This is a genomic window from Microbacterium sp. (assembly GCF_039812165.1).
In the GTDB taxonomy this organism is placed as follows: domain Bacteria; phylum Actinomycetota; class Actinomycetes; order Actinomycetales; family Microbacteriaceae; genus Microbacterium.
The window spans coordinates 1-24,083 of record NZ_JBDIAB010000021.1; the positions used below are offsets into that span (position 1 = coordinate 1).

At 72.9% G+C, this 24,083-nt stretch carries 2 protein-coding genes; one reads left to right on the plus strand and one right to left on the minus strand.

Annotation, left to right across the window (positions count from 1 at the left end; translation table 11 throughout):
- A partial coding sequence (locus WML84_RS03450) for a hypothetical protein (protein ID WP_347344745.1) occupies positions 1–2,885 on the minus strand: 2,885 nt, incomplete at its 3' end.
- On the opposite strand from WML84_RS03450, the gene WML84_RS03455 reads away from it, so the two are divergent.
- Positions 2,863–23,853, plus strand: a complete 20,991-nt coding sequence (locus WML84_RS03455; RefSeq protein ID WP_347344746.1) for a hypothetical protein — start codon at positions 2,863–2,865, stop codon at positions 23,851–23,853. The genes WML84_RS03450 and WML84_RS03455 overlap by 23 nt on opposite strands.
- Positions 23,854–24,083 lie beyond the last annotated feature (230 nt).

Here is a 24,083-nt window from a genome sequence, read left to right on the forward strand (position 1 = left end):
TGCTCGGCGCCGCCAACGAGGTCGACAAGTACGTCATCGACCCGCTGTTCGGCGGGGCCGGCCCGCTGTGGCCCGGGCTCGACTCGATCCTGTCGCTGCCCGTCTCGGTGCTCGTGAAGTCCTCGACCGCGTCGATCACGGTCGGCTCGCGGGCGAAGATCACCGGCACCGGCGGCATCGTCGGCCTCTACGCGACCGCCGGAGCGGACGCGGGCGCCTCCACGTCGAGCAGCCTGCTCAGCATCGGCTACGCGCAGGCGAAGGCGAAGGCGACCGTCGACATCGCCGACGCCGAGATCACCGCCGCCAAGGCGATCGTCATCACCGCGGACGCGAGCGCGTCGGCATCCATGAGCGCGAGCACGTCCCGCGCCACCGACAGCACCCCCAACCCGGGCGGCGCGCAGGTCGCGCTGGCGCTCGCGGTCGCGTGGGCCGACGCCACCGCCACGATCCACGTCGCCACCGGCGCCGTCATCGACGGCGGCAGGACCGTCAACATCCGCGCCGGCGGCGCGGTGGAGTCCGAGGCCGAGGCCGAGTCGGGCATGTACGCCGACGGCAACGCCGCCCTCGCGTTCGCGCTCGACTTCTCCACCTCCGACATCTCCACCACCGTCGACGGCACCGTCATCGCCCGCATGGACCCCGGCTCGGTCGTCAAGATCGAGATCGACCCCACCGTCACCGAGAACACCGACCCGGCGACGCCCCTCGCCGAGCGCTACCCGGTCGGCTACGTCGACTACGAGCACGACGCCATCCGCGTCGGCCCCCACGCGCTCGCCACCGAGGACACGATCACGTACCAGAACCGCCGCGGCACGAGCATCGGCGGACTCGTCGACGGCCGCGAGTACTACGTGCTCGCCCTCGAGGAGGACGACCCGGGGACCCCGTACGACGAGTCGACCGGCGAGTGGATCAAGCTCGCACCGACCGAGCTCGCCGTGCTCCGCGCGGGCGCCGGCTACGACCACCACGCCGGCAACGTCGTCGACCTCGTCCCGGGCGCGGGCGCCCTCGCGACGGCGAACAACGCACACGCCTTCGGCAGCGGCGGCGTCGATGCCGTGGCCGACACGATCCGGATCGACCGCGCACCGGGCGAGACGGTGTTCAACCCGTTCTCGCTCGGCCAGGCGGTGATCTACCGCGCCGGCGCCGGCTCGTCGATCGCCGGCCTCGTCGACGGGGCGACCTACTACGTCGTCGCGAGCACCAACGAGCACGACCTGCAGGGCGACAGCCGGCTCACAAGCACCCAGGTGCTCGGCCTCGCCCTCACCGAGGACGAGTCGCTCGCCGGCGTCGTCATCGACCTCGGGGATGCCGTCGGCGGCGACTTCCGGCTGATCGGCAAGCACGTGCTCGACTCGGGCTTCACCACCGGCCTCGGCGTCGCGGCCTCGCTGGAGGCATCGAACGGCGCCTCGGCCACCGCGGGACTGGAGAGCGAGCGCGACGACGCCGACACCTCGAAGTGGGCGAAGGTCAAGGACAAGGTCGACGTGAATCTCGCCGACCTGCTGCTCCAGGCGGCGACCAAGCCCTACCGCGACAACGTGGCCGCAGCGGCCGCGCAGGGCGCCGACGCCCAGGCATCCATCGGCGTCGCCGGCGGGCTCGCGTTCGTCTACGCCGACCACGACGTGCACACGGTCGTCGGCCCGAACGCCGTGCTGAAGTCCAACGAAGACCTCGAGGTCGTCGCCACGATCGTCCAGCAGCTCGCGCTCGGAGCGGAGAGCCAGACGCAGCCGCAGCTGAACGGCTCGAACACGTCGAAGGGGTCGAGCGCCGACACGATGGCGAGCGTGGCCGTCATCGTCGGCGTGATCGACAACGACGCCACCGTCACGATCAGCGGGCCCGCGGGCGCTGCGCCGGGCGCCCAGCTGGACGCGCTGCGGACCACGCGACTCGTGTCGATGGTCGCGTACCCGATCGCGCAGGAGTTCGACGAGTTCCTGCCGCTGTCGGCCGGCGAGCTCGTCGACGGCATGCGCAAGGACGGCCCGGAGGCGGTCACCAAGTACGTCGACAGCACGCTGGGGCTGAAAGGCTTCTTCACCACGTGGTCGACGGCCACGGCCACGGCCGACGAGCTCGGCATCGCCGGGGCGGTCACCGTGCTCGTCACCGACAGCACCGCCGTCACGACGATCGCGGACGGCGTGCGGATCAACCAGGACCTCGAGTGGAGCGACCCCGACCCCGACGCCGACGACGCGCACGGCAACGCCGCCGGCGCGCACCAGACCGTGTCGGTCGTGGCGCTGAACTATCAGCAGCTGATCGAGATGGCCGGCAACTTCTCGCTGCCCGACCTCGACCTCGACGCGAAGGACGGCAGCCTCCGCGACCGCCTCTCGCTCCCGGCGATGGGCACGGCCGGCGAGCGGGGCGGGTTCGGCGGCGCGTTCCATCTCGGCGTGCACCACGTGACCACGCACGCCGTCGTGGGCGCGGGCGCCGCGATCCGCAGCGGTGCGAACGGCGGCTTCCACATCACGGCCGAGGAGGGCTCGCTCAACGTCGTGCTCGTGCAGTCCGGCGCCTCGGGCGGCAAGGCGGCGGTGAGCGGGTCGGTCGCCATCGAGGTGCGCGACAGCGACACGCTCGCGCGGCTCGACGCCCGCGCGATCGTCACGGGCCGCGAGGCCAGGGTCTACGCCGGCAGCCTGCGCCACGCAGGCGACGTGGGCGGGCGCCGTCGCCAGCGCGAAGGGGATCGGCGTCGGCGTCTCGATCGCCGTCAACTGGATCGACCGCGACACGCGGGCCGCGATCGGCGACCCGGCCACGGTCGCGAGCGACGGCGTCGCCGCCGGGACCGGCTCCATCGACGTCACGGGCGACGTGAGCGTGCTCGCGAAGATCAAGGGCGACCTGTGGTCGTTCAGCGTCGCAGGCGTGCTGTCCGCCCCGGGGGACGCCTCGGCGCCGTCGGGCAACAAGGCCCCGGCGATCCAGGTGCTCGGCACCCAGGTCGCCCCGCCGCCGACGGGCGTCGGCTTCGCCGGCGCGGCCTCGCTCAACGTCGTGCTCGACGAGACCCGTGCGACGGTGGCGGATGCCGGGACGATCGCCGCGGCATCCCTCGCGGTCACCGCGCAGAACCTGCAGCAGCAGCTGTCGGTCACCGGCGGCGCCGCCATCGTGACGCCGAGCGGGGGTCGTCAGGACGGCGCGGCGCTCGCCGGCGCGCTGAGCATCAACGACATCGAGGCCGTCACGGCGGCGCTCGTGGTCGACACCCGCCTCGTCCTCACCGGCAGGCTCGCGGTCGCCGCGCACCGTGCCGGAAACCTCTACGCGCTCGCGGCCGGCATGTCGGTCGCCACCGGGCAGGAGGGCAAGGCCGTCGCCGGCTCCGTGTCGATCAACGTCATCCTGGGCCAGACCACCGCCGACGTGCTCGGCGTCACCGCCGACGTCGACGGCGACGTCGAGGTGAGCGCGCGGGACGCCTCGTGGATCGTCGCGCTCGCCGGCGGGGTGGCAGCGGCGATCGGCGGCAAGGCGGGCGTCGGCATCGGGGCGGGCTTCAACATCCTCGGCACGGACGAGCGGCCGACGATCACGCGCGCCCGCATCGCCGACTCGACGCTGACGGTCGGCGGCACGGCGCTGCGCGTGATCGCCGAGAACGTCAACCCGGATCGCGGGCAGCGGATCTACGCCGTGGGGGCCGGCGTCGGCGCGGCAGGCGGTCCGGACTCGACGCTCTCGCTCGGGATCATGCTCGCCGTCAACCTGATCACGAGCACCACCGAGGCGGTCGTCCGAAGCTCCACGATCGCCGACGACACCGCCACCGCAGCACCCCTGTCGGTCACGGTGCGGGCCAGGGAGGACTCGGGCATCGTCTCGGTCGCCGGCGCCGCCGCCCTCGGCACGAGCGATGTCGCCATCGGCGCCGCGATCGGCTACAACGAGGTCGACGGCACGATCCGCGCGACGCTCGACGACGTGGCGCTCACGATCGGCGGCTCGCTCGCCGTCGAGGCGTCCTCGGCGGCGGAGGTCGGCGGCGTCGCGGTCGGCGCGGCGGTCACGACGGGCGGCAACGCGAAGCTCGCCGGCGCCGCGTCGCTCCTCATCAACATCATCGACAACGACATCTCCGCGTCGATCACCGACACGGTCGCCACGAGCGCGATCGGCACCGCGACGCTGATCGCCGACGGCGACGTCTCGCTCGACGCGCGCGACACGTCGGTGATCGTCTCGATCGCCGGCGGTGTCGCGGTCGCCCTCGGAGACTCCACGGCGGCCGGCGCCGCGGTGAGCTACAACCTGATCTCCAACACCGTGGAGTCGTACATCGACGGCGCGGTCGTCCGCGGGCAGGGCCCGGTCTCGGACATCACGGTGACGGCCGCGGCCGCGGCGACGCTCGTCGCGATGGCCCTCGGCATCGCCGTCACCGGCGGCAACTTCGCCCTCGGCGGGTCGCTCACGGTCAACTCGATCGCCAACACGATCCGGTCGTACATCCGCGACAGCGCGGAGGTCCGCTCGGTGCGCGACGTGCGCGTGCTCGCCTCCGACCGGGCGACCCTCGTCGCGATCGCCGGCGCGGTCAGCGTGAGCATGGGACGGACCGCAGTCGGGGCCGCCATCGCCTACAACTACGTCGGCGGGGGCTTCGATCCCGCCAATCCCGACCAGGTGCACCGCGACGAGGGCGACGACACCCACCTCGCCGCGTACATCGACGACGCGGCGGTCACGGCGGGCCGCAACATCGAGGTCCGCGCCGGCTACGAGGCCGCGGCCGAGCCGCTCCCGACGAGCATCGACGTCGGTGACGCGGCGTTCGCGATCCCGAGCGATCCGACGGTCGACGCCGCGCAGCCGGCCGTCGCGCTCGAGGGCCGCATCGTCAGCGTGACGCTCGGCGCCGCGGCAGCGCCGGAGACCGCCATCGGCGGCTCGATCTCGATCAACGTCATCCGTCACCGGATCGAGGCGCACATCGGCGGTGCGCGTCCGGTGACAGCCGGCGGCAGCGTGGCCGTCGCGGCCGTCGGCGACACGAAGGCGACCTCCATCGCCGGCGGTGTCGTGTTCGGAGAGAACTCCCTCGGCGCCGCGGTGCCGCTGCAGATCGACCTCAGCTCGGTCGCAGCCTGGATCGGCGAGGGCGCGACGGTGCAGGCGAACGGACAGACCGGGCTCGTCACCGTCCGCGACGGCACGTCGACGGGGGGAGCACCCGCCTCGGTGCCGGTGCGCGGCGTGGCGGTGAGCGCGACCTCGTTCGAGGTCTATCGGACGGTCGCGATCGGTGTCGCCGCGGCCGCCCGCGCGGGCATCGCCGCGTCCGGCTCGGTCGCGGTGATCGACCGCACGGTCGAGGCCTACGTCGGCCGAAACGCCCGGGTCAACCAGGCTGCCACGGGCGAGCACGCCGATCAGAGCGTGCTCGTGCTCGCCTCCGACCGCACCGACCACGTCGGCGTCGCCGGGTCGGCAGCGGGCGGTGCCACCGCCGGCATCGGCGCCGGCATCGAGGTGGGCGTCATGACCAAGCGCACGCGTGCCTGGATCGCCGAGGGCGCCGTCGTCCACGCGCAGCGCGACGTGCTCGTCGTCGCGAACTCGGCGGAGAAGATCGTGTCGGTCGCCGCGAGCATCGCCGGCGCCGGCACGTCCGCGCTCGCGGGCGCCGTGGGCGTCTATGTGCTCGACCTCACGACGCAGGCCTTCATCGCGGGCGCCGCGGCCGGATCGCCGGGCGCCGTCGTGCTCGCCGACGGCGACGTGGTCGTCGCCACGCACTCGGCGACCGAGGTCGACTTCGTCGCCGGGAACGTCGCCGGGGCCGGCACGGGCGCCGTCGGCGGTGCGGTCGTGGTGCCGATCATCACGAAGCGGACGCAGTCCTGGATCGGCGACGGCGCGGTCGTCGACGGCCGCGGCAACACCGCCACAGACGTCGCCGCCGGGCTCGCCGACGCGTTCGTGCCCTTCGGCGCCTCCGATCCGAACCAGGTGCAGGCCCCCGCGATCAGCGACAGCGATCTCGGACTGTCCGGATCGGGTGCCCCCGACGGCGCCGTCGACGAGCAGCTGACCGATCGGCGCGTCGTGACGCCCCGCATCCGCACCGGCTTCCGCGGCGTCGCGGTCACGGCGCTGAACCAGGACGACGTCGGCGTATACGGGCTCGGCGTCTCGGCATCCGGCACGGGCGCGGTGCAGATCTCCGCGGCCGTCCACGTCATGAACGCGACCGTGGAGGCGCTCATCGGCGTCGGCGCCCGGATCAACACGACGGCGGGCGTCGAGCATGCTGCCCAGTCGGTGCTCGTGGCCGCGGCGAACGACTATCAGCTGGTCGGTGTCGCCGGTGGCGCCGGCATCTCGGGCACCGTCGCCGCGACCCCCGCCGTGGAGGTGAGCGTCGTCACCAACACCGTGCGCGCCTCGATCGGCGCCGGCGCCCGGGTCGAGGCGCAGCGCGACGTCGAGGTGCACGCCGACGCCGCCGAGGACGTGCTGGTCGTCACGATCGCCATCGCCGGCGCCGGCAAGGTCGCGGTCGCCGGCGCGGTCGGCGTGTTCGTCACGAACGCCACGACGTATGCCAGCGTCGGCGATGGCGCCACGATCACCGCCGGCGGCAACGTGATCGTCGCGGCACTCGCCGCCACCGACGTCGACCTCTTCGGTCTCGGCGCGGGCCTCGGCATCGGTGCCGCCGGCGTCGGTGCCGGTGTGAGCGTCGCCGTCGTCATGAAGGACACGCGTGCGTGGATCGGATCCGCCGTCGTGGATGCCGGCGGGAACTCCGCCGCCGTCACGATCTACGACGGATCGCTGAGCGATTCCGGGGTGTTCGGCCGCACCGCGGCGGGCTACGCCGCGCGGGGCGTGTTCGTCATCGCAGATACCAGCGAGTCGGTCCTCTCGATCGCGGTCGCGGGCGCCGGCGGCCTCGGCGCGGGCATCGCGGGGTCGGTGACGGTCGAGAGCGTCGGCTCGAACACCCGTGCCTACATCGCCGGCGGCGCCCGCATCAACACGACCGATGCGGCGACCGCCCACGCGAACCAGGACGTCCACGTCCAGGCCGTCAACCATCTGTCGATCCTCGCCGTGGCAGGTGCGATCGGCGGAGGCCTCGCCGGCCTCGCGGGCGGCGTCGACATCGGCATCGTCCGCAACGACACCTCCGCCTGGATCGCCGGCGAGGACGTGCGCGCGCGGCGCGACGTCACGATCCGCGCCCTCGCCGACCGTGACATCGCGAGCTACGTCATGAGCGCCGGCGGAGGCGGCGTGGGCATCGGCGCGGCCGTGTCCGTCTACACGCTCGGCGGCGACCTCGTGCTCGCCTACAGCTACCAGGAGGGCGCGGGGACGAAGACCGAGACGCCGCTCAACGGGCGGGGCGAGGACGGGAGCGAGACGAACACGCTCACGCTGGTCGACGACGCGATCCTCGGCTCCGGCGCGTCTGCGGCTCTCGCGGGCGTCGCCGATCCGGGCGCCGGCGCGGGCACCTCACCGAACAGCGCCGACAGCAGAGCTGCGGCAAGCTCCGCGAACGGGCTGTTCGACGCCGCCACGCCGAACGGCGCGCTGTCGAACGCGATCACCGCTCCGACGCCCTCGGCCGCGGTTCCCGCCGGCACCGTGGCATTCATCGGGCGCGGCGCGACCGTGACGGCGGGCCGGGACGTCGACCTCGACGCGCGTGAGCGCCAGGATCTCGACATCGTCGGCGGCGGCTTCGGGCTGGGCGGCGCCGGGGTCGGCGCAGGTGTCGTCGTGCTGAACATCGCCGAGAACGTCGAAGCCTTCATCGGTGCGGGAGCCCAGGTCTCGGCCGGGGGCGCCGTCGCGGTGGCCGCCGCACTGCGCACCGATGCGGCAGCGCTCGGCGTGACCGTCGGGCTCGGAAGCATGGTCGGGATCGCCGCCGCCGTCGCCGTGGTCACCGACCGCAGCACCGTCAGCGCGCACATCGAGGATGCCACCGACGGCACCGGCGGCGCAGCGGTGCGGGCGGCGCAGTCTCTTTCGCTCGACTCCGTGCGGGTCACGGCTGTGCATGCCAGCACGGTCGGGGCGGCGCTGGCGGGCGCAGTCGCCCTGGGCGCGTCGGTGAACGTCGTCACGATCACCGGGCAGACCCGTGCGGCCATCGGGAACGGCACGGTCGTCGGCGTCGACGCGGCCACGCGCGGCGTCGGAGCCGTGGACGTGAAAGCGACCGCGACGGCCACCGTCGGGCCGTTCGGTGCCTCGGAGCTGATGGTCTTCGCGCTCGGCGTGGCGGGGGGTGCGGGCTCGGCCGGGGTGCTGGTCGTGGAGATCGGCGGGCCGGAGTTCACGATCGCGGAGATCGGGACGGATGCCCGGATCTACACGACGGGGGCTGTGACGGTCTCGGCGACGTCGACCCTGACCCCGGCCCTGCGCGCCGACGCGGGTGCTGGCGGCTTCGTGGCTGCGGGTGCGGTGTTCGTCGTCGCCACCGTGACCGCCGCGACGACCGCCGTCGTCGGAGACCGTGCCGTCATCGACGCGGGCAGCCTCAGCGTCACGGCCGCGAACACGACGCACGCGTCGGCACGACTGACGGTGGTGGCCGTCTCGGTCGCCGGTGGCGCAGGCGCCCGCGGCGATGTCGACGTCGATGCGGACGTGACAGCGCGAATCGGCGCCGCGACGATCGGCACCGGCGGACAGGTCGTCGTGACCGCGAGCTCGAGCCAGCGCTCCGCCGTCGATGTCCGCGGAGGCGGCGGGGCGCTGACGCTCGTGGTGAACTGGCTGATCGGCGACGCGACGTTGACGAGCACGACCTCGGCGACGGTCGGCGACCGCACGACGATCACCCGGGCATCGGGAGTCACCGTCACCTCGCGGCTCGACGACGCGAACGTCGACACGAACGTCTCGGTCGGCTCCGGGGGCGGCGTCAACGTCGCCGGCACGGGAGCGTACGCCACGAGCTCGCCGACGGCGCACGCCGCGATCGGCACCGGCGTCACGATCGGCGCGGACGGTGCACCGATCGACGGAGGCGTGACGGTGAGCGCCCTCGGACTGGCCGAGGCCGACGCGGTCGGGGCCGTCGCGGGAGGCGGCGTGATCTCGGCCGCGAGCCCGAACGCGAAGACCGACGTCAGGCCGACCATCACGGCATCCGTCGGCACCTCCGGCAGCACCTCGACGCAGATCCACACGGCCGGTTCCATCGGCGTCAGCGCCCAGCTGACCAAGACGGCGTCGTCGTCCGACGACACGATCCAGGCGATCGACATCGCGAACGACACGCTGACGTTCACCTACCCCGGCATCGGCGAGGGCAGCACGATCCGCTACCGGGCGTCGGGCACGCCGATCACCGGCATCCGTCCGGACCGGACGTACACGGTGCTCGACACCGGAGTGACCGGCCAGATCCGGCTCGGCTCGCTGTTCGCCGCCGCGAACGTGGACCCGAGCCGCGAGACGATCACCTTCACCGCGCCGCACGGCTTCGTCAGCGGCGACTGCGTCGTCTACGACGCGCGCGGCGGCGTCTCGATCCTGCCCAACTCCACGATCACCGCGGGCGGATGCCCCGCAGCGCCGGGTCGTCAGACGTTCTCTGTGCGCGTCGTCGACGAGACGACGATCAAGCTGGCCACGACCCTCGCCGGCGCCACCGGAGACGAGACGCCGCTGGTGGCCGGCTCGATCGTCGACAACGCGATCCAGCTCGGAGGGACGTTGTCCGACGGCACCGCGATCACCTACCGCGCGCCCGTCGTCGCGACCTTCTCGCCGAACTTCGTCGACGTCGACATCGTCCAGCACGACGACCCCGAGAACCCCGGGAGCACGATCTGGGCGCCGCGACTCGACGCCGACAACCGGATCGTGCGCGTCCCGGCCAACGACAACATCTTCGTCGGCGTCGACGCGTGGAACGCGCTGGCCTCCGGACAGGCGCTCCTCTTCACTGGGGGAGCGGCCATCGGGCTCGCCTCGGGCTCTGTCTACTACGTCATCAAGGGGGCCACGCCCGGCGTGATCAGGCTCGCTGCGAACCGCTGCCTGGCCCTCGGCTGCGCCGACCCGGACGACGACGGCCCGCTCGACGCCATCGCCGTGGCCGCACTGGCGCTCACCGGCGCGGCGAACGACACGACCCTGGCGCTGCAACGGGTCATCGGCGGGCTGCGCGACGGCCAGACGTACTACGTCACGACGACGGCGACGGCGGGGCGCTACTCGCTCTCGGCCACCCCCGGTGGGCCGGCGATCGTCCTCGACGGGGGGATCTCCGCGGTCCCCGCGGGATACCCGGCGCCGGCGATCGAGACCATCCGGCCGGGCGCCCACCGCTTCGGCCTCGTGCAGGTCGACCTCGGCGCGGGCACCGGCACGCAGTCGCTCTACGTGAACCTCGCGGGCTCTCTGCCGGCGGGCACCCACCGCCTCACCGGTCCCGGCGGCGAGGCGCTCGGCGCCATCGCCGCGTCCTCGGGCGACGGTCAGTCGAGCAGCATCGCCACAGGCGGCACCGGCGGCATCGGCGACTTCGCCTTCCCGAACGCCACGACCGACGGAGCGGTAACGGTGACCGCGGAGCTCAGCGGCATCGCCCGCGCGGGCGGCTCCGTCGTCGTGACCGCGGACGCCACGAGCACCTCGACGAGCTACGCGAGCAGCGCCGGGGGCGGCGGAATCTCCGTCGGCCGGGCCGAGGCGGCCACGCACGTCGATGTCGCGGACACCACGGCGGGCGTCGGCGCCGACGCCGACATCCTTGCCGGAGCCGACGTCACGATCGACGCGACGTCGGATCACGCCGTGTCGGCGATCGCCCAGTCGCTCGGCGGCGGCTCGATCGCGGGCAAGATCGCCTACACCCACGCCCGACTGGACAACGACACGACCGCTCGCGTCGGCGCGGGCGCAGACGTCGTCGCCGGCAGGAACGTGCGGGTCACGAGCACGTCCACGTCCAACGGCGAGACCAACTCCAACACGTACGCGGTCGCCATCGGCGCCGGCGCCGACTCGGACAACACGAACGGGGGGCGTCGCGGCGTCGAGATCGGCACCGCCGCCGATCCTTCGGCCACCCGGGTCGAGGTCGGCGCGGGCGCACGCGTCGAGGGCGACACGGTCGACCTGCACGCGCACGTCGCCGGCATCGTCGCCTCTGCGACAGCCGCGGCCGTCGCGTGGAGCCCGATCCTCCTCGGCGTCGCCTCGGCGCACGCCGATGCCGAGGTCAACGTCAACTCCGACGTCGCCGTGCAGGTCACAGGCACCGCCGCTGCCCGGACCGTCGTCCGCGGCGAGCGCGGCGTCGACCTCCAGGCGACGACCGCCGGTGTCGTCATCAGCCGCAAGGCACAACGTCTTGCGGTCGCGCTGATCCCCCCGCAGGCCGCCCACCGTCGCGGCACCGTCGATCTCGGCAATGTCGTCGACACCGACCGCTACGTCGTCGTGATCGCCGGAGCGCGCCGAGGCGACGGCGCCGGAGGTCTCGCCACGAACACCGATCCCGGAAGCCTCGCCCTCTACGTCCAGGCCCAGAACGCGGACGTCACCATCAACGACGTCGGGCCGGACGGAGACCGGTACACCGACAGCAACGACTACGCGACGCCGCAGAGCGGGCTCATCCAGTGGGATGCCGACGTCGTCATCCTCGGCGGACTGAACGGCGCACCGCTCCTCGTCGTCGACGGCACCGGCCGCGTCGCCGCCGTCAACGGCGTGACGATCAACGGCGGCACCGCCCCGAACGTGGGAGATCTCGTCGACCCGCTCGGCACCGGCGGCTACGTCGTGGACGCCGTCACGAGCAGCGGCTACGCGAACGTGCTGTTCGCGTTCGACAGCACGGTCGACAACGGCGACGGCTACGCCGCGAGCACCGACGGCGACCCGAACCAGCCGTGGCCGACCTTCGAGTTCCACGACACCGTCTCGGGCGTCACGATCGTGGACTACTCGGGCCTCGCCGTCACGATCGGCAGGATCGACGTCGTCGTCGCCCCGATCGCCGGCGCCGAGCCGCTCGTGCGCATGCTCCGCACCGGAGGCGGCGGCGACCTCCGGCAGTACACGCGGGTCGAGTTCGACGTGCGCCGCAGCGCCGCGTCCAGCTACGTCGACATCGAGAAGCGGGGCGATGCCACGCTGACGCTCACCGACGTCGTGAACAACCCGATCGGGCTCACCCGCATCGTGAACCTGTACCGCGACATCCTCGCGACCGCCGACGCCGTCGTGGTCACCAACCTGCTCGATCTCGTGGCATCCGCCCCCGCCGCGTCGATCGGCACCGTCACCGGTGCGGGCGCGACGGCGACGGATGCGCTGCGCGTCGACCTCGTGCGCTTCATCGCCCGCCCGCGGGTCGACGGCCCGTCGACCGCGAGCGTGCGCGAGCCTCGGGTGACCGCCGCCGCCGGCACCGACGTGCGGCTGAGCCTGCGCGGCCTCGACCGCACCCAGCAGGGCGTCACCGAGATCACGCTGGGGATCGAGCTGATCACCGCCGGCCGCGACGTCGCGCTGGAGGTCCGCACGGCCCTGGCCCAGACGCCGTCGACGGCGGGTGCGAACGTGTACGCCCACGTCAGCGCGGAGAGCTCGCTGTGGAGCACGGCACGGCCGCACCAGCACCACTTCCGCGGCACGAACTCGACGGACCCCGCCGAGTACGACCCCGCGCGCGCGGGTGTCACGGCGGGCGCCGACCCGGCGCTCTACGTCGGCGCGGGCGCCGCCGAGATCGACACGCTCGTGTCCATCGGGCACCGGTACCCCCTGCTGCCGCGTACCGAGGTCACGATCGGGTCCACCGGCCTGCAGCGCTACCGCGGAGATCTCGTCGGCGGCGAGTACGTCCTCTTCGGCGCCACCGCCCTTGCCGTCGAGACCGCCGGCATCGTCGCCGGCCGGCACCTCGTGATCGACGACGCCGAGGGACGATCCGGCGGTACCGACGCCCCCGACGCCGGCACCGCTGCCGACGTGCGGGTGCAGGGTCTCGTCGACCTCCTCGACGCCGACCCCGGCTGGCTCGATGTCAACGTCGACGGCGGTGTGACCCTCACCGAGGTCGACGGCGATCTGCGGCTCGGACTCGTGCGCTCCCGCACCGGCAGCGTGTACCTCGAAGCGCGCACCGGCAGCATCCTGGACGCGCCGAGCGGCGCCACCCGCGATGTCGAGGGCGTCTCGATCACCCTGCGCGCACCGGCGGGCTCGATCGGCATCGAGACCGACTTCATCGAGGTCAACCTGCTCGACGTCGTCGCCGGCGTCCCGCAGACCGGTGTGCTGAACGCCTCGGCCCTGCTCGGCATCTTCCTCACCGAGATCCTCGGCGACCTCCGGGTCGGCGTCGTCGACTCCCAGCAGGCGAGCGGGGCCGGAACGACGGATGTCGCCCTCGTCGCCCCGGACGGCTCGATCCGCAATGGCGCCGGCGCGGGCGCGGCCGTCGCCAACGTCACCGCGAACCGCATCGATCTCTTCGCCATCGGCGGCATCGGCCTGGCCGCCGCGGATGTGACCGTCAACTCGTCGCGGTCGGGCACCGGAGCCGGCCGCCTCTACGCCGAGGCCGTCGACAGCGTCTACCTCACCGAGACCGCGGGCGAGCTGTGGCTGCTCGGCGTGACCTCGCTCATGGGCAGCATCCGCCTCACGGTGCTCGACACGAGCATCGTGCGCGGCCCCCCGGACGCCCGCCCCGAGGACCTGCTCCTGCTCACGAGCGGGACCAGCCTCCGCGGCCCCGGCCAGGTGCGCACCGTCACCCGCAACGCGCCGCTCACGCCCACCACCGCCCGGACGGGCATCTGGGCAGCCCTCGACATCTCCCTCTGGGTCGGTGACGACCTCACCGCTCCGGCCGGCACCGACATCGTCGCCGGCGGCACCGTCTACATCCACGGCGACACGAACCGCCAGTCCGGCGGCGGCACGCCGGGGAACCCCGACCCGCACGGCCTGCCGGTCGCGGCCGACGCCGATCCGAGCCTCGGCAGCACGATGCGCTTCGCAGGCCGCCTCGGCGGCGTGTTCGACCTCGGCATGACGGCCGACCGCACCGACGCCACGTTCGTCTTCGGCCACACCGGCGACGACCACGTCCGCTTCGAGAGCACCCAGCTCGGTGCGCCCACGCGCGCCTACGGCGGCTCCGGCACTGCCTCGTGCGCGCTCGTCGCGTGCCCCGACGGCGAGGACTTCTTCCTCGTCGACCGGCTGCTCACGCCCGACGACGCCGTCGCGCACACGCTCACCCTCGACGGCCAGGGCGGCAGCGACCACTACACCGTCGTCACGACCGACGACGCCACGCGCCGCTACGTCGTGAACGTCCTCGACACCGGCGCTCCGGGCGACGGCGCCGACGTACTGGCGATCTTCGGCACCGACGGCGACGACATCGTCCTCGCTCGCACCGTCACAGCCATCCCGGGCGAGACCGCCACCGGGCCGGCTTTCGTCGCCTTCCTGCACGCCCCGCTCGCCGCCGTCACCGCCGCCACGACCGGCGACCTCCCGGTCGAGCGGATCGACTACGACTCGGCCATCAACGATCGGGTGCTCGTCTACGGCCTCGCCGGCGACGACCGCTTCGCCGTCGACGGCACCTCGGCGACGATGACGCTCGACGGCGGTGCGGGCGACGACACGTTCCAGTTCGGCCAGCTCTACGGCACGCCGCGGACGGCGCCGAACGTCGCCGCGGCCGACGCGTTCCCGACCGTGCGCACCACGCAGGGCCACCTCAGCACCGGCAACGGGGCACCGCTCCTGGCCATCGGCGACGACGGCGACGACGACTTCATCGTCTACGCCAACGCCGCCGAGCTGCGTCTGGACGGCGGCTCGGGCGACGACTGGTTCTTCACCCAGGCGTTCGAGCCGACCACGCCGGCGGGCGTCGGCACCGGAACCTACCTCCCGAGCGCTCCGCGCGCGATGGACGGCGGCGCCGGCTTCGACAAGTTCGAGCTGGTCGCCACCGACCGCGCCGACAACCTCGTGCTGACCGCGACATCGGTCGTCGGCGTCGGGCTCGCCCACGCGCACGTCGGCATCGAGGTCGTCGAGATCGACGCGCTCGCCGGCGACGACCAGTTGTTCGTGCAGTCGACCGCGCCCGGCGTCATCACCCGCCTGTTCGGCGGGCTCGGCAGCGACACCGTCAACGTCGCGAGCGCCGTGACCGCGCCCATCGTGGCCGACGGCATCGAAGGCGCGACCGGCGCGATCAACCACCTCGTGGTGTCGGGCGACCCGCGCTACGACGGGTTGTCGGCCCCCGGCCTCGCCTATACGACAGGTGTGCCGGGCACGACCGGTGCCGGCGGGTCGGGCCTCGTGATCGTCACCGAGTCCAACGGGTCGACCGTCGTCGCCGAGGACGGCACCCTCATCGACCGGTACACGGTGCGGCTCGCTGCGCAGCCCACCGGCATCGTCGTGGTCACCGTGTCGGCGGCGTGCGCACCGCAGTCGCAGCAGGGACCCTGGCCCGGCACCTGCCTGCAGACGTACGACATCCCGGGCGCGACGGCATCCGGCGCCGACTCCGTGCTCGTGGCGCTCGGCATCGCGACCTCGACCGCCGACTTCTACCGCGCGATCGACGGCGGTGCCGCGTGGGTGCCGAACCGTGCTCTCGCGCTCATCTTCACGCCCGGGGACTGGGCGACCGCGCGCACGATCTCGGTGCTCGCGGCGCCCGACGACACCGCGGACGGCGACCGCGTCGTGGCGATCGCGCACAGCGTCGTCTCGCAGGACCCGCGCTTCCACGGCACGTCCGTGCGGAGCGTCGAGGTGACCGTGCTCGACGACGACACCCCGGGCCTGCTCCTCACCCCGGTGACCCCGGCGGGCGCCGTCGTCCCCGACGGTCAGACGCTCGTGGTCGAGGGCGGCGCGATCGGCCGTCTCGACGACCGCTACCTGCTGCGGCTGCGCTCCGACCCGGGCGGCACGGTCGCGGTGGCGATCGAGGAGCTGCTCGGACGGGTCGGCGTCTGCCGCGACACCGGCGCGGGCAGTTGCATCGCCGACACCGACTTCGGCACGGCGCTCACCGTCACCTTCGACAGCAGCGACTGGTTCGCGTCGGTCCTGCTGGTCGTGCGGGCTCTGAACGACGGCATCCGGCACGATCCGGCCACGGTGACGGTCGGGCACCGGGTCGTCACGGGTCCGGCCGCCTACGCGGGAGTGACGGGAGCCCTCGCCGTGCGGGCGTACGACGACGACGTCGCCGGCCTGATCGTGATCGAGTCCGACGGCGACACGACTCTCGGAGCCGGGACCGACGACGAGTACCGGTTGCGTCTCAGCAGCGCACCGACGGCCGATGTCACGGTCGCGTTCCGCCCCGTCGGCGGCGCCGACATCGTGGGCGTGCCGCTCGCACCGGGAGACACGCTGTTCGACGGCACGGTCATGTTCGTCTCGGGCAACGCGCTGCTGCGCGGGGCCGGGCAGAGCTGGGCCGACGACGGCTTCGCCGCCGGTCAGCGCCTGCTGATCAACGGTCTCGAGTACAAGGTCGCCCGCGTCGACGGTCAGGTCCTCTCCCTCACCGGTGAGCGCGTGCTGCCGAACGGCATCAACGTCGCCCTGACGATGGTCGAGCTCGTCGCCCGGCTGACGTTCACACCGGGGAACTGGTCGACGCCGCAGACGGTCACGCTGCGTGCGGACCGGTTCTTCCTCGACTTCCAGGCCACGTACGGCGTTGCCCGGTCCATGACCTTCCCGGCCTCGCCGGACCTTCTCGACCGCGTCGCCGGGCCCCTCGTCGTCGAGGGTAGCGTCAGCGGCAAGACCTACGGCGTGCGCCCGGCGGTGCTGGCTGCGATGGAGCGCAACGCCGCGCTCCCGGCGATCCCTGTGACTCCCGTGGCCGGGGGACCCGCGGCGCCGGAGCTGTTCGCGATCGATGCGCTCAACGTCTACGACGACGCCAGCCAGGCCGACAAGACCGGCACGGTCGGCGGCACGTCGATCACAGGGTTCGGGCTCGGCGTCGGCGTCGCCGTCGCTCCCAACCGGTTCGGCGAGACCGACGCGGCCGGCGGCATCACGTACGGCTCCGCCGACGGCCACAGCCGCTTCGAGATGCTGAACCTCCTCCTCGGCCAGGGCAACGACCACGTCACGGTGACGAGCCCGCTCGTGGCCGGCTACGAGCCGACCGCACGGCATCCGATCGAGGCCCCGGACGGCATCGCCGCCTACCACGGCGGCGTCACGACGATCCACGGCGGCGGCAACCTGCCGACGGTCGCGGGGGATGCCGCGACCATCGGCGGCGACACGATCGTCGTGACCGGTGCGCCGTGGCCGCCGCTGCGCGGCACCGGGGTGCCGCTGCTCGTCCTCTACGGCGACACGGGTCAGGATGCCGTCTGGTACTCCGGCAGCTCCGGAGCCCCGGCCGCCGTCGACCTCGGCACACGCGTCGCGGCGCCGCTGGACGACCGCTTCCGCTACCCGGTCGGCTCACCGTTCGCCTACGCCGGCAACGACACGATCGACGCGAGCGGCGCGCCGCAGAGCATCGTCGCCTACGGCGGCGCCGGGAATGACACGATCATCGGCGGCTCGGGCGGCGACCACCTCGCCGGCGGCTCGGGCGACGACCGCATCGAGGGGCGTCACGGCTTCGACCTGATCTACGGCGACTCCGGCTTCACGGTCGACGGCGTCGTGCGCGAGCTGACCGTGCACACCGAGAACACGTCGACGGCTCGCAACGCCGACGACCTCGCCGTCGGCGACGACACGCTCTTCGCCGACGGCGGCCCCGGCCCCCTCGACACCAGCGGCGGCATCGTCTTCGGCGACCACGGCGTGATCACCCGCGACGGCACGATCGCCCCCGGACGCTACAACCTGACCTTCGGCTCGCAGCCGTCGCTGATCGAGTCGACGCGCCAGATCACACGCATCGCCACCGCACGCCTCGGCGAGGGCGGCGACGACACGATCGTCGGCGACGACGGCCCCGACCGTCTCCTCGGCGGCGCCGGCGACGACACCGTCACCGGGCACGGCGGAGAGGACGTGATCATCGGTGACGACGGCGTCATCCTCATGCGCCAGCCCGACGGTCGCATCGCGCTGATCTACACCGAGGCACGCGACCCGCTCACCGGCGCCGTGCTGGCCTTCGGCGACGACGTCGTCGACGCCGGAGCGGGCGACGACGTGGTGCTCGGCGGCGGAGGCGCCGACCGGATCGACGGCGGCGTCGGCGACGACATCCTGTTCGGCGATCACGGACGGCTCTACGACCCCGAGCCGACCGGTCCGGGCCTGCTGCCCAACGGCATCTGGGACGTCGTCTACACGACGGATCCGGACCTCGGCGGCGACGACACCATCGTCGGCGGTGCGGGCGACGACATCGTCTTCGGGCAGCGCGGGGCGGATCGGATCGACGGCGGCGCCGACGCGGACGTGATCTTCGGCGACCACGGCCTGGTCCGCTTCGACCAGACCACGGGCATCAAGGTCCTCGTCACCCAGACCGACCTGGACCTCGGTGACGGCGACACGATCTTCGGGGGCGCGGGTGACGACCTCGTGTTCGGCGGTCTCGGGGCGGATTGGATCGACGGCGGCGACGGCGGCGACGTGCTCTTCGGCGACCACGGCATCGTGGAGCTGGATCAGACCACGGGCGCGCTGGTGGCGGCCTACACGCAGCGTCCGGACCTCGGCGACGCCGACACGATCTTCGGCGGTGCCGGTGACGACGTGATCTTCGGCCAGCGCGGCGCGGACTGGATCGACGGCGGTGCCGACGCGGACGTGATCTTCGGAGACCATGGGCGGGTCGGGTTCGATCGGGTGACCGGCATCCGGATCGTGGTCGTGCAGACCGATCTGGAGCTGGGCGAGGGCGACACGATCTTCGGCGGTGCCGGCGACGACCTCGTGTTCGGCGGTCTCGGGGCGGATTGGATCGACGGCGGCGACGGCGACGACGTGCTGTTCGGCGACCACGGCGTGGTCGAGCTCGACCAGACCGCGGCGCACCTGGGTTCGCTGGTGGTCGCGTACACGCAGCGGCCCGACCTCGGTGCCGATGACACGGTCTACGGCGGTGCCGGTGACGACGTGATCTTCGGCCAGCGCGGCGCCGATTGGATCGACGGCGGAGCAGATGCCGACGTGATCTTCGGAGACCACGGGCGGGTCCGGTTCGACCCGGCGACCGGCATCCGGCTCTTCGTCACTCAGACCGAGCTCGACCTGGGCGGCGACGACACGATCTTCGGCGGTGCTGGTGACGACCTGGTCTTCGGCGGCCTCGGGACGGACGTGATCGACGGCGGTGCTGGCGACGACGTGCTCTTCGGCGACCACGGCGTGGTCGAGGTGGATCAGACCGCGGCGAACCTGGGCGCGCTGCTCGTGGCGTACACGCAGCGGCCGGATCTCGGGGCGGACGACACCGTGCGCGGTGGTGCGGGTGATGACGTGATCTTCGGCCAGCGCGGTGCCGATCTGCTCGACGGCGGTGACGGCGGCGACGTGATCTTCGGAGACCACGGGCGGGTCGAGTTCGACCCGACCACCGGCATCCGGATCGTGATCGTCCAGACCGATCTGGAGCTGGGCGAGGGCGACACGATCTTCGGCGGTGCCGGCGACGACCTCGTGTTCGGTGGCCTCGGGGCGGATTGGATCGACGGCGGCGACGGCAGCGACGTGCTGTTCGGCGACCACGGCGTGGTCGCGCTCGACCACGTCACGGGCGCGCTCCTCGTGGCGTACACGCAGCGGCCCGACCTGGGCGCCGACGACACCGTTCTGGGCGGTGCAGGGAACGACGTGATCTTCGGGCAGCGCGGTGCGGACCAGCTCGACGGTGGCGCGGATGCCGACGTGATCTTCGGCGACTTCGGCCGCGTCGAGGGCGATCCGATCACGGGGCTCCCGGTGACCATGGTCACGACCGATGCCGATTCGCCGTACGGTGCCGGTGACACCATCTCGGGCGGCGCGGGTGGCGACGTGATCTTCGGCGAGCAGGGCGAGGATGCCGTCGACGCCGGCGACGGCGATGACATCGTGTTCGGTGACTTCGGCGAGGTCGCCCGCGGCGCGACGGGCGGCTTCGTCGCCACGACCATCGATCACGAGCACGGCGCCGCCGACACGATCCTCGGCGGCGATGGTGACGACATCGTGTTCGGAGCCAAGGGCGGCGACCGGATCGATGCCGGCGACGGAGACGACATCGTCTTCGGTGACTTCGGCCGCGTCGAGGTCGACCCGTCGACGGGCACTCGTGTGCTCTACACGACCGACCCCGGCTCGGCGGAGGGTGCAGGAGATCTCATCGCGGGCGGCACCGGCGATGACCTGATCCTCGGCGGGCATGGCGCCGACACGATCGACGCGGGTTCCGGCGGGGATGTCGTGTTCGGAGACTTCGGCCGAGTCGATGTCGATGCGGCCACGGGCACGCAGCGTATGTCCACGATCGATGCCGATGCCGCCACGGGCGCGGGCGACGTCATCGACGCGGGCGACGGCGACGACCTCGTGTTCGGCGGTGCCGGCACGGACGCGATCGACGGCGGGGCGGGCGACGACATCCTCTTCGGCGACCACGGCCGGGCCGAGCACGCGGACACCGGCGCCTTCACGCTGACGACCGCGGCGCACGATCAGGGCGCGCGCGACGTGATCGCCGGGGGAGCGGGCGACGACTGGATCCTCGGCGGCACCGCCGCCGACGACCTCTCCGGCGGCGATGGCGATGACGTGGTCTTCGGCGACTTCGGCCGCATCGCGTTCGACCCCGCCACCGGGGTGCACGTGTTCGAGACGATCGACGCCGCGGCCCCCGACGGCGCCGGCGACGCGATCAGCGGCGGTGCGGGCGACGACGTCCTCTTCGGCGGCCAGGGCTCCGACGGCGACGACCTCGTGCCGCTCGACGGCGGCGAGGGCGACAACGTCGTGTTCGGCGACTTCGGCCGGGTGGAGCGCGGCCCCGTGCGGCTCGTGGCCTTCACGACGGACGTCGAGGCGACGACCGGAGCGGGTGAGTGGATCCGCACCGGTGCCGGCGATGACATCGTCTTCGGCGGCCAGGGTGCGGACACGATCGACGCCGGCGCAGGTCGCAACATCGTGTTCGGAGACTTCGGCCGTGTCGAGCGTGAGGGAGCGCGGCGCGTCGCCTTCACCACCGACGTGGATGCGACCACCGGCGCGGCGAACACGATCACCACCGGTGCCGGTGACGACCTGGTCTTCGGCGGGCGCTGGTCCGATCTGATCGACGCGGGCGACGGCGCGAACGTCGTGTTCGGCGACTTCGGGCGGGTCGAGCTCGACCTCGTGAGCGGCGCGCTGCTGCTCGCGTACACGACCGATCCGACGTACGGCGCCGGCGATACGATCACGACGGGCGCCGGCGACGACATCGTCTTCGGCGGCGCGGGCGCTGACATCGTCGATGCCGGCGGCGGCGGCGACCTGGTCTTCGGCGACTTCGGGCGGGTCGTGGCGAGCGGCGGATCGCTCGTCTTCACCTCGATCGACACCGGTGCGGGCCTCGGCGGCGATGACCACCTGCTCGGTGGGGCCGGCGACGACGTCATCATCGGCGGCCAAGGTTCCGATCGCATCGTCGGCGGCGAGGGCGACGACGACCTCATCGGTGGCCACAACGTCGCGGGCGGCAGCGACGCCGGGGACTGGATCGACGGCGGGGCCGGGAACGACGTCATCGCCGGCGACAACGCCGCGATCCTCCGCGCCGGCGGCATCGCCGGCGCGCGGTTCCAGCCGCTCGCCGGCACGGCGATCTACGAGCACGACACCGGATGCGCCGACATCGCGGGGGCGACCGCGTGCGGCAGCGCGCCGACGGCGTCGTACGACGACCCCCGCGGCGTCGCCGCCCGCACCATCCGACTCCTCGACCACGCGGCCGACACACCCGCCGACCGCTACGGCGACGACATCATCGCGGGCGGGGCCGGTGACGACATGATCTTCGGCCAGCTCGGCGACGACTGGATCCAGGGCGACGGCTCGGTCCTCGACGACCGCGGCGCCTTCACGATCGACATCGTGAACACGCGTCAGTCGGTGGAGGACTGGGCGGGCGCGGGCAGCGACGGCGACGACTACATCGAGGGCGGGGGCGGCGGCGACGTCGTCTTCGGCGGGCTCGGCCGCGACGACATCATCGGCGGAAGCTCGTCGCTGTTCGGGCTGACGACGCCCCCGCAGCGCCCCGACGGCGCCGACACGATCTTCGGCGGCGCCGGCCAGCGCCTCGGCCAGAGCGACCCGGGCGACGAGTCCGACGGCGGGCACGCCCGCGACAACGACGTGATCCTCGGCGACAACGGCATCGTCTACCGTCTCGTCGCGGTCGACGGGAACGGTGCGACGTCGTTCCTGACGTTCGAGTACGACACCTATCCCGGTCAGCTGCGGCTGCTGCCGCGCGCGATCGTGCTGCTCGACTACACGCCCGGGTCGGCCGCGGGCATCGGCGCCGCCGACCTGATCCACGGCGAGAGCGGCGACGACACGACCCACGGCATGCGCGGCGACGACGTGCTCTTCGGCGGAGGTCAGGACGACGACCTCTACGGAGGCTCGGGCAACGACCGCATCTACGGCGGCACCGGTGACGACGGCATCCTCGGTGACGACGGCAGGATCGGCACCAGCCGCAACGGCCTCGCCGAGCCCCTGCACGGCCTCGACACGCCGAACCTCGAGGGCACGCTGACCCATGACGGCATCGTGGTGACGACCTACCCGGGCGGCCGGCTGCACAAGAAGGCCGACCTCGCGACGTGGATCCGCGACGCCGTGAACCACGACGTCGTCTACGGCGGCCTCGGCGGCGACTGGATCCACGGCGGCGAGGGCAACGACCTGCTCTCGGGCGCCGAGGCGCTGCCGCAGTTCTATGACGCGGACGCCTTCGTCGCCGGCATCCGTCCCCGGCTCGCCACCGAGATCGTGCCCGGAGCGACCGACCCGAGCGGCTACGACCCGGCGACCGGCCGCTTCGCCGGCATCGACTACGGTGCCCTCCGTCCTACTCCGGCGGGTCACCTCCTCGGCTTCGATCGGACCGCGGACGACGGCGACGACGTGATCTTCGGCGACCTCGGCAACGACTGGCTCGTCGGCGGCAATGGGGCGGACCACCTGTGGGGCGGCATCGGCAACGACATCATGGATGCCGTCGACCGCGGCACCGTCGCCGATGCCGACATCGTGTTCGGCGGCACCGGCCTCGACCTGCTGTTCGGCGGCGACCATGACGTGCTGATCGACTGGACGGCCGCCAACAACCGCTGGGTGGCGGGCAGCAGCCCGATCGTCATCGACACCTACGATCCCGAGCTCGCCGCCTTCCTGGCCGAGCTCGCCGAGGCCGACGGCGCCGATCCCGGCGGTCGCGGTCTCAACCCGCCGGGCGCGCCGGACGACGAGGCGGGCATCCTCCCCGTGCCCGCCGATCCCGGCACGCCCGGCACCGACACCTATTACGAGTGCCAGGTCGAGCGGTGCCCGCAGCCGTGCGTGTTCGTCTGCGTGCCGCCCGCCGGTCCCGGTGCCGACCCGGGCCGCGGCGCGGGCAGCGGCTCGGCGACTCGTCCCGGCGGAGCGACGATCCTCGCCGTCACCGGTGGCGAGCCCGGGCCGCTCCGGCCGCTCGCACTCCTCGCGCTCATCGTCCTCGCCCTGGGTCTGCTGCTCGTCGTCGCCCGGTCGCGTCGCCGGACGGTGCACCACTCGCGCCGCGCCCGAGCCCGCGCTCGAGCCTGAGAGGCACCGTCGCCGCGCAACGGAAGCCGTGACGTCCTGTCGAGGTCGCAACCTTGACGTACGATCCACACATGCTGGTGGTGGGCTCGATCGTGATCCGTGTCGACGGTCTCTCGCGCGAGATCGCGTTCTGGACGGCCGCACTCGACTACGCGGTGCGAGAGCCGGCCGCCGAGGACTTCGTCGTGCTGCAGCCCGTCCGCGGCGACGGACCGAACATCTCGCTCGAT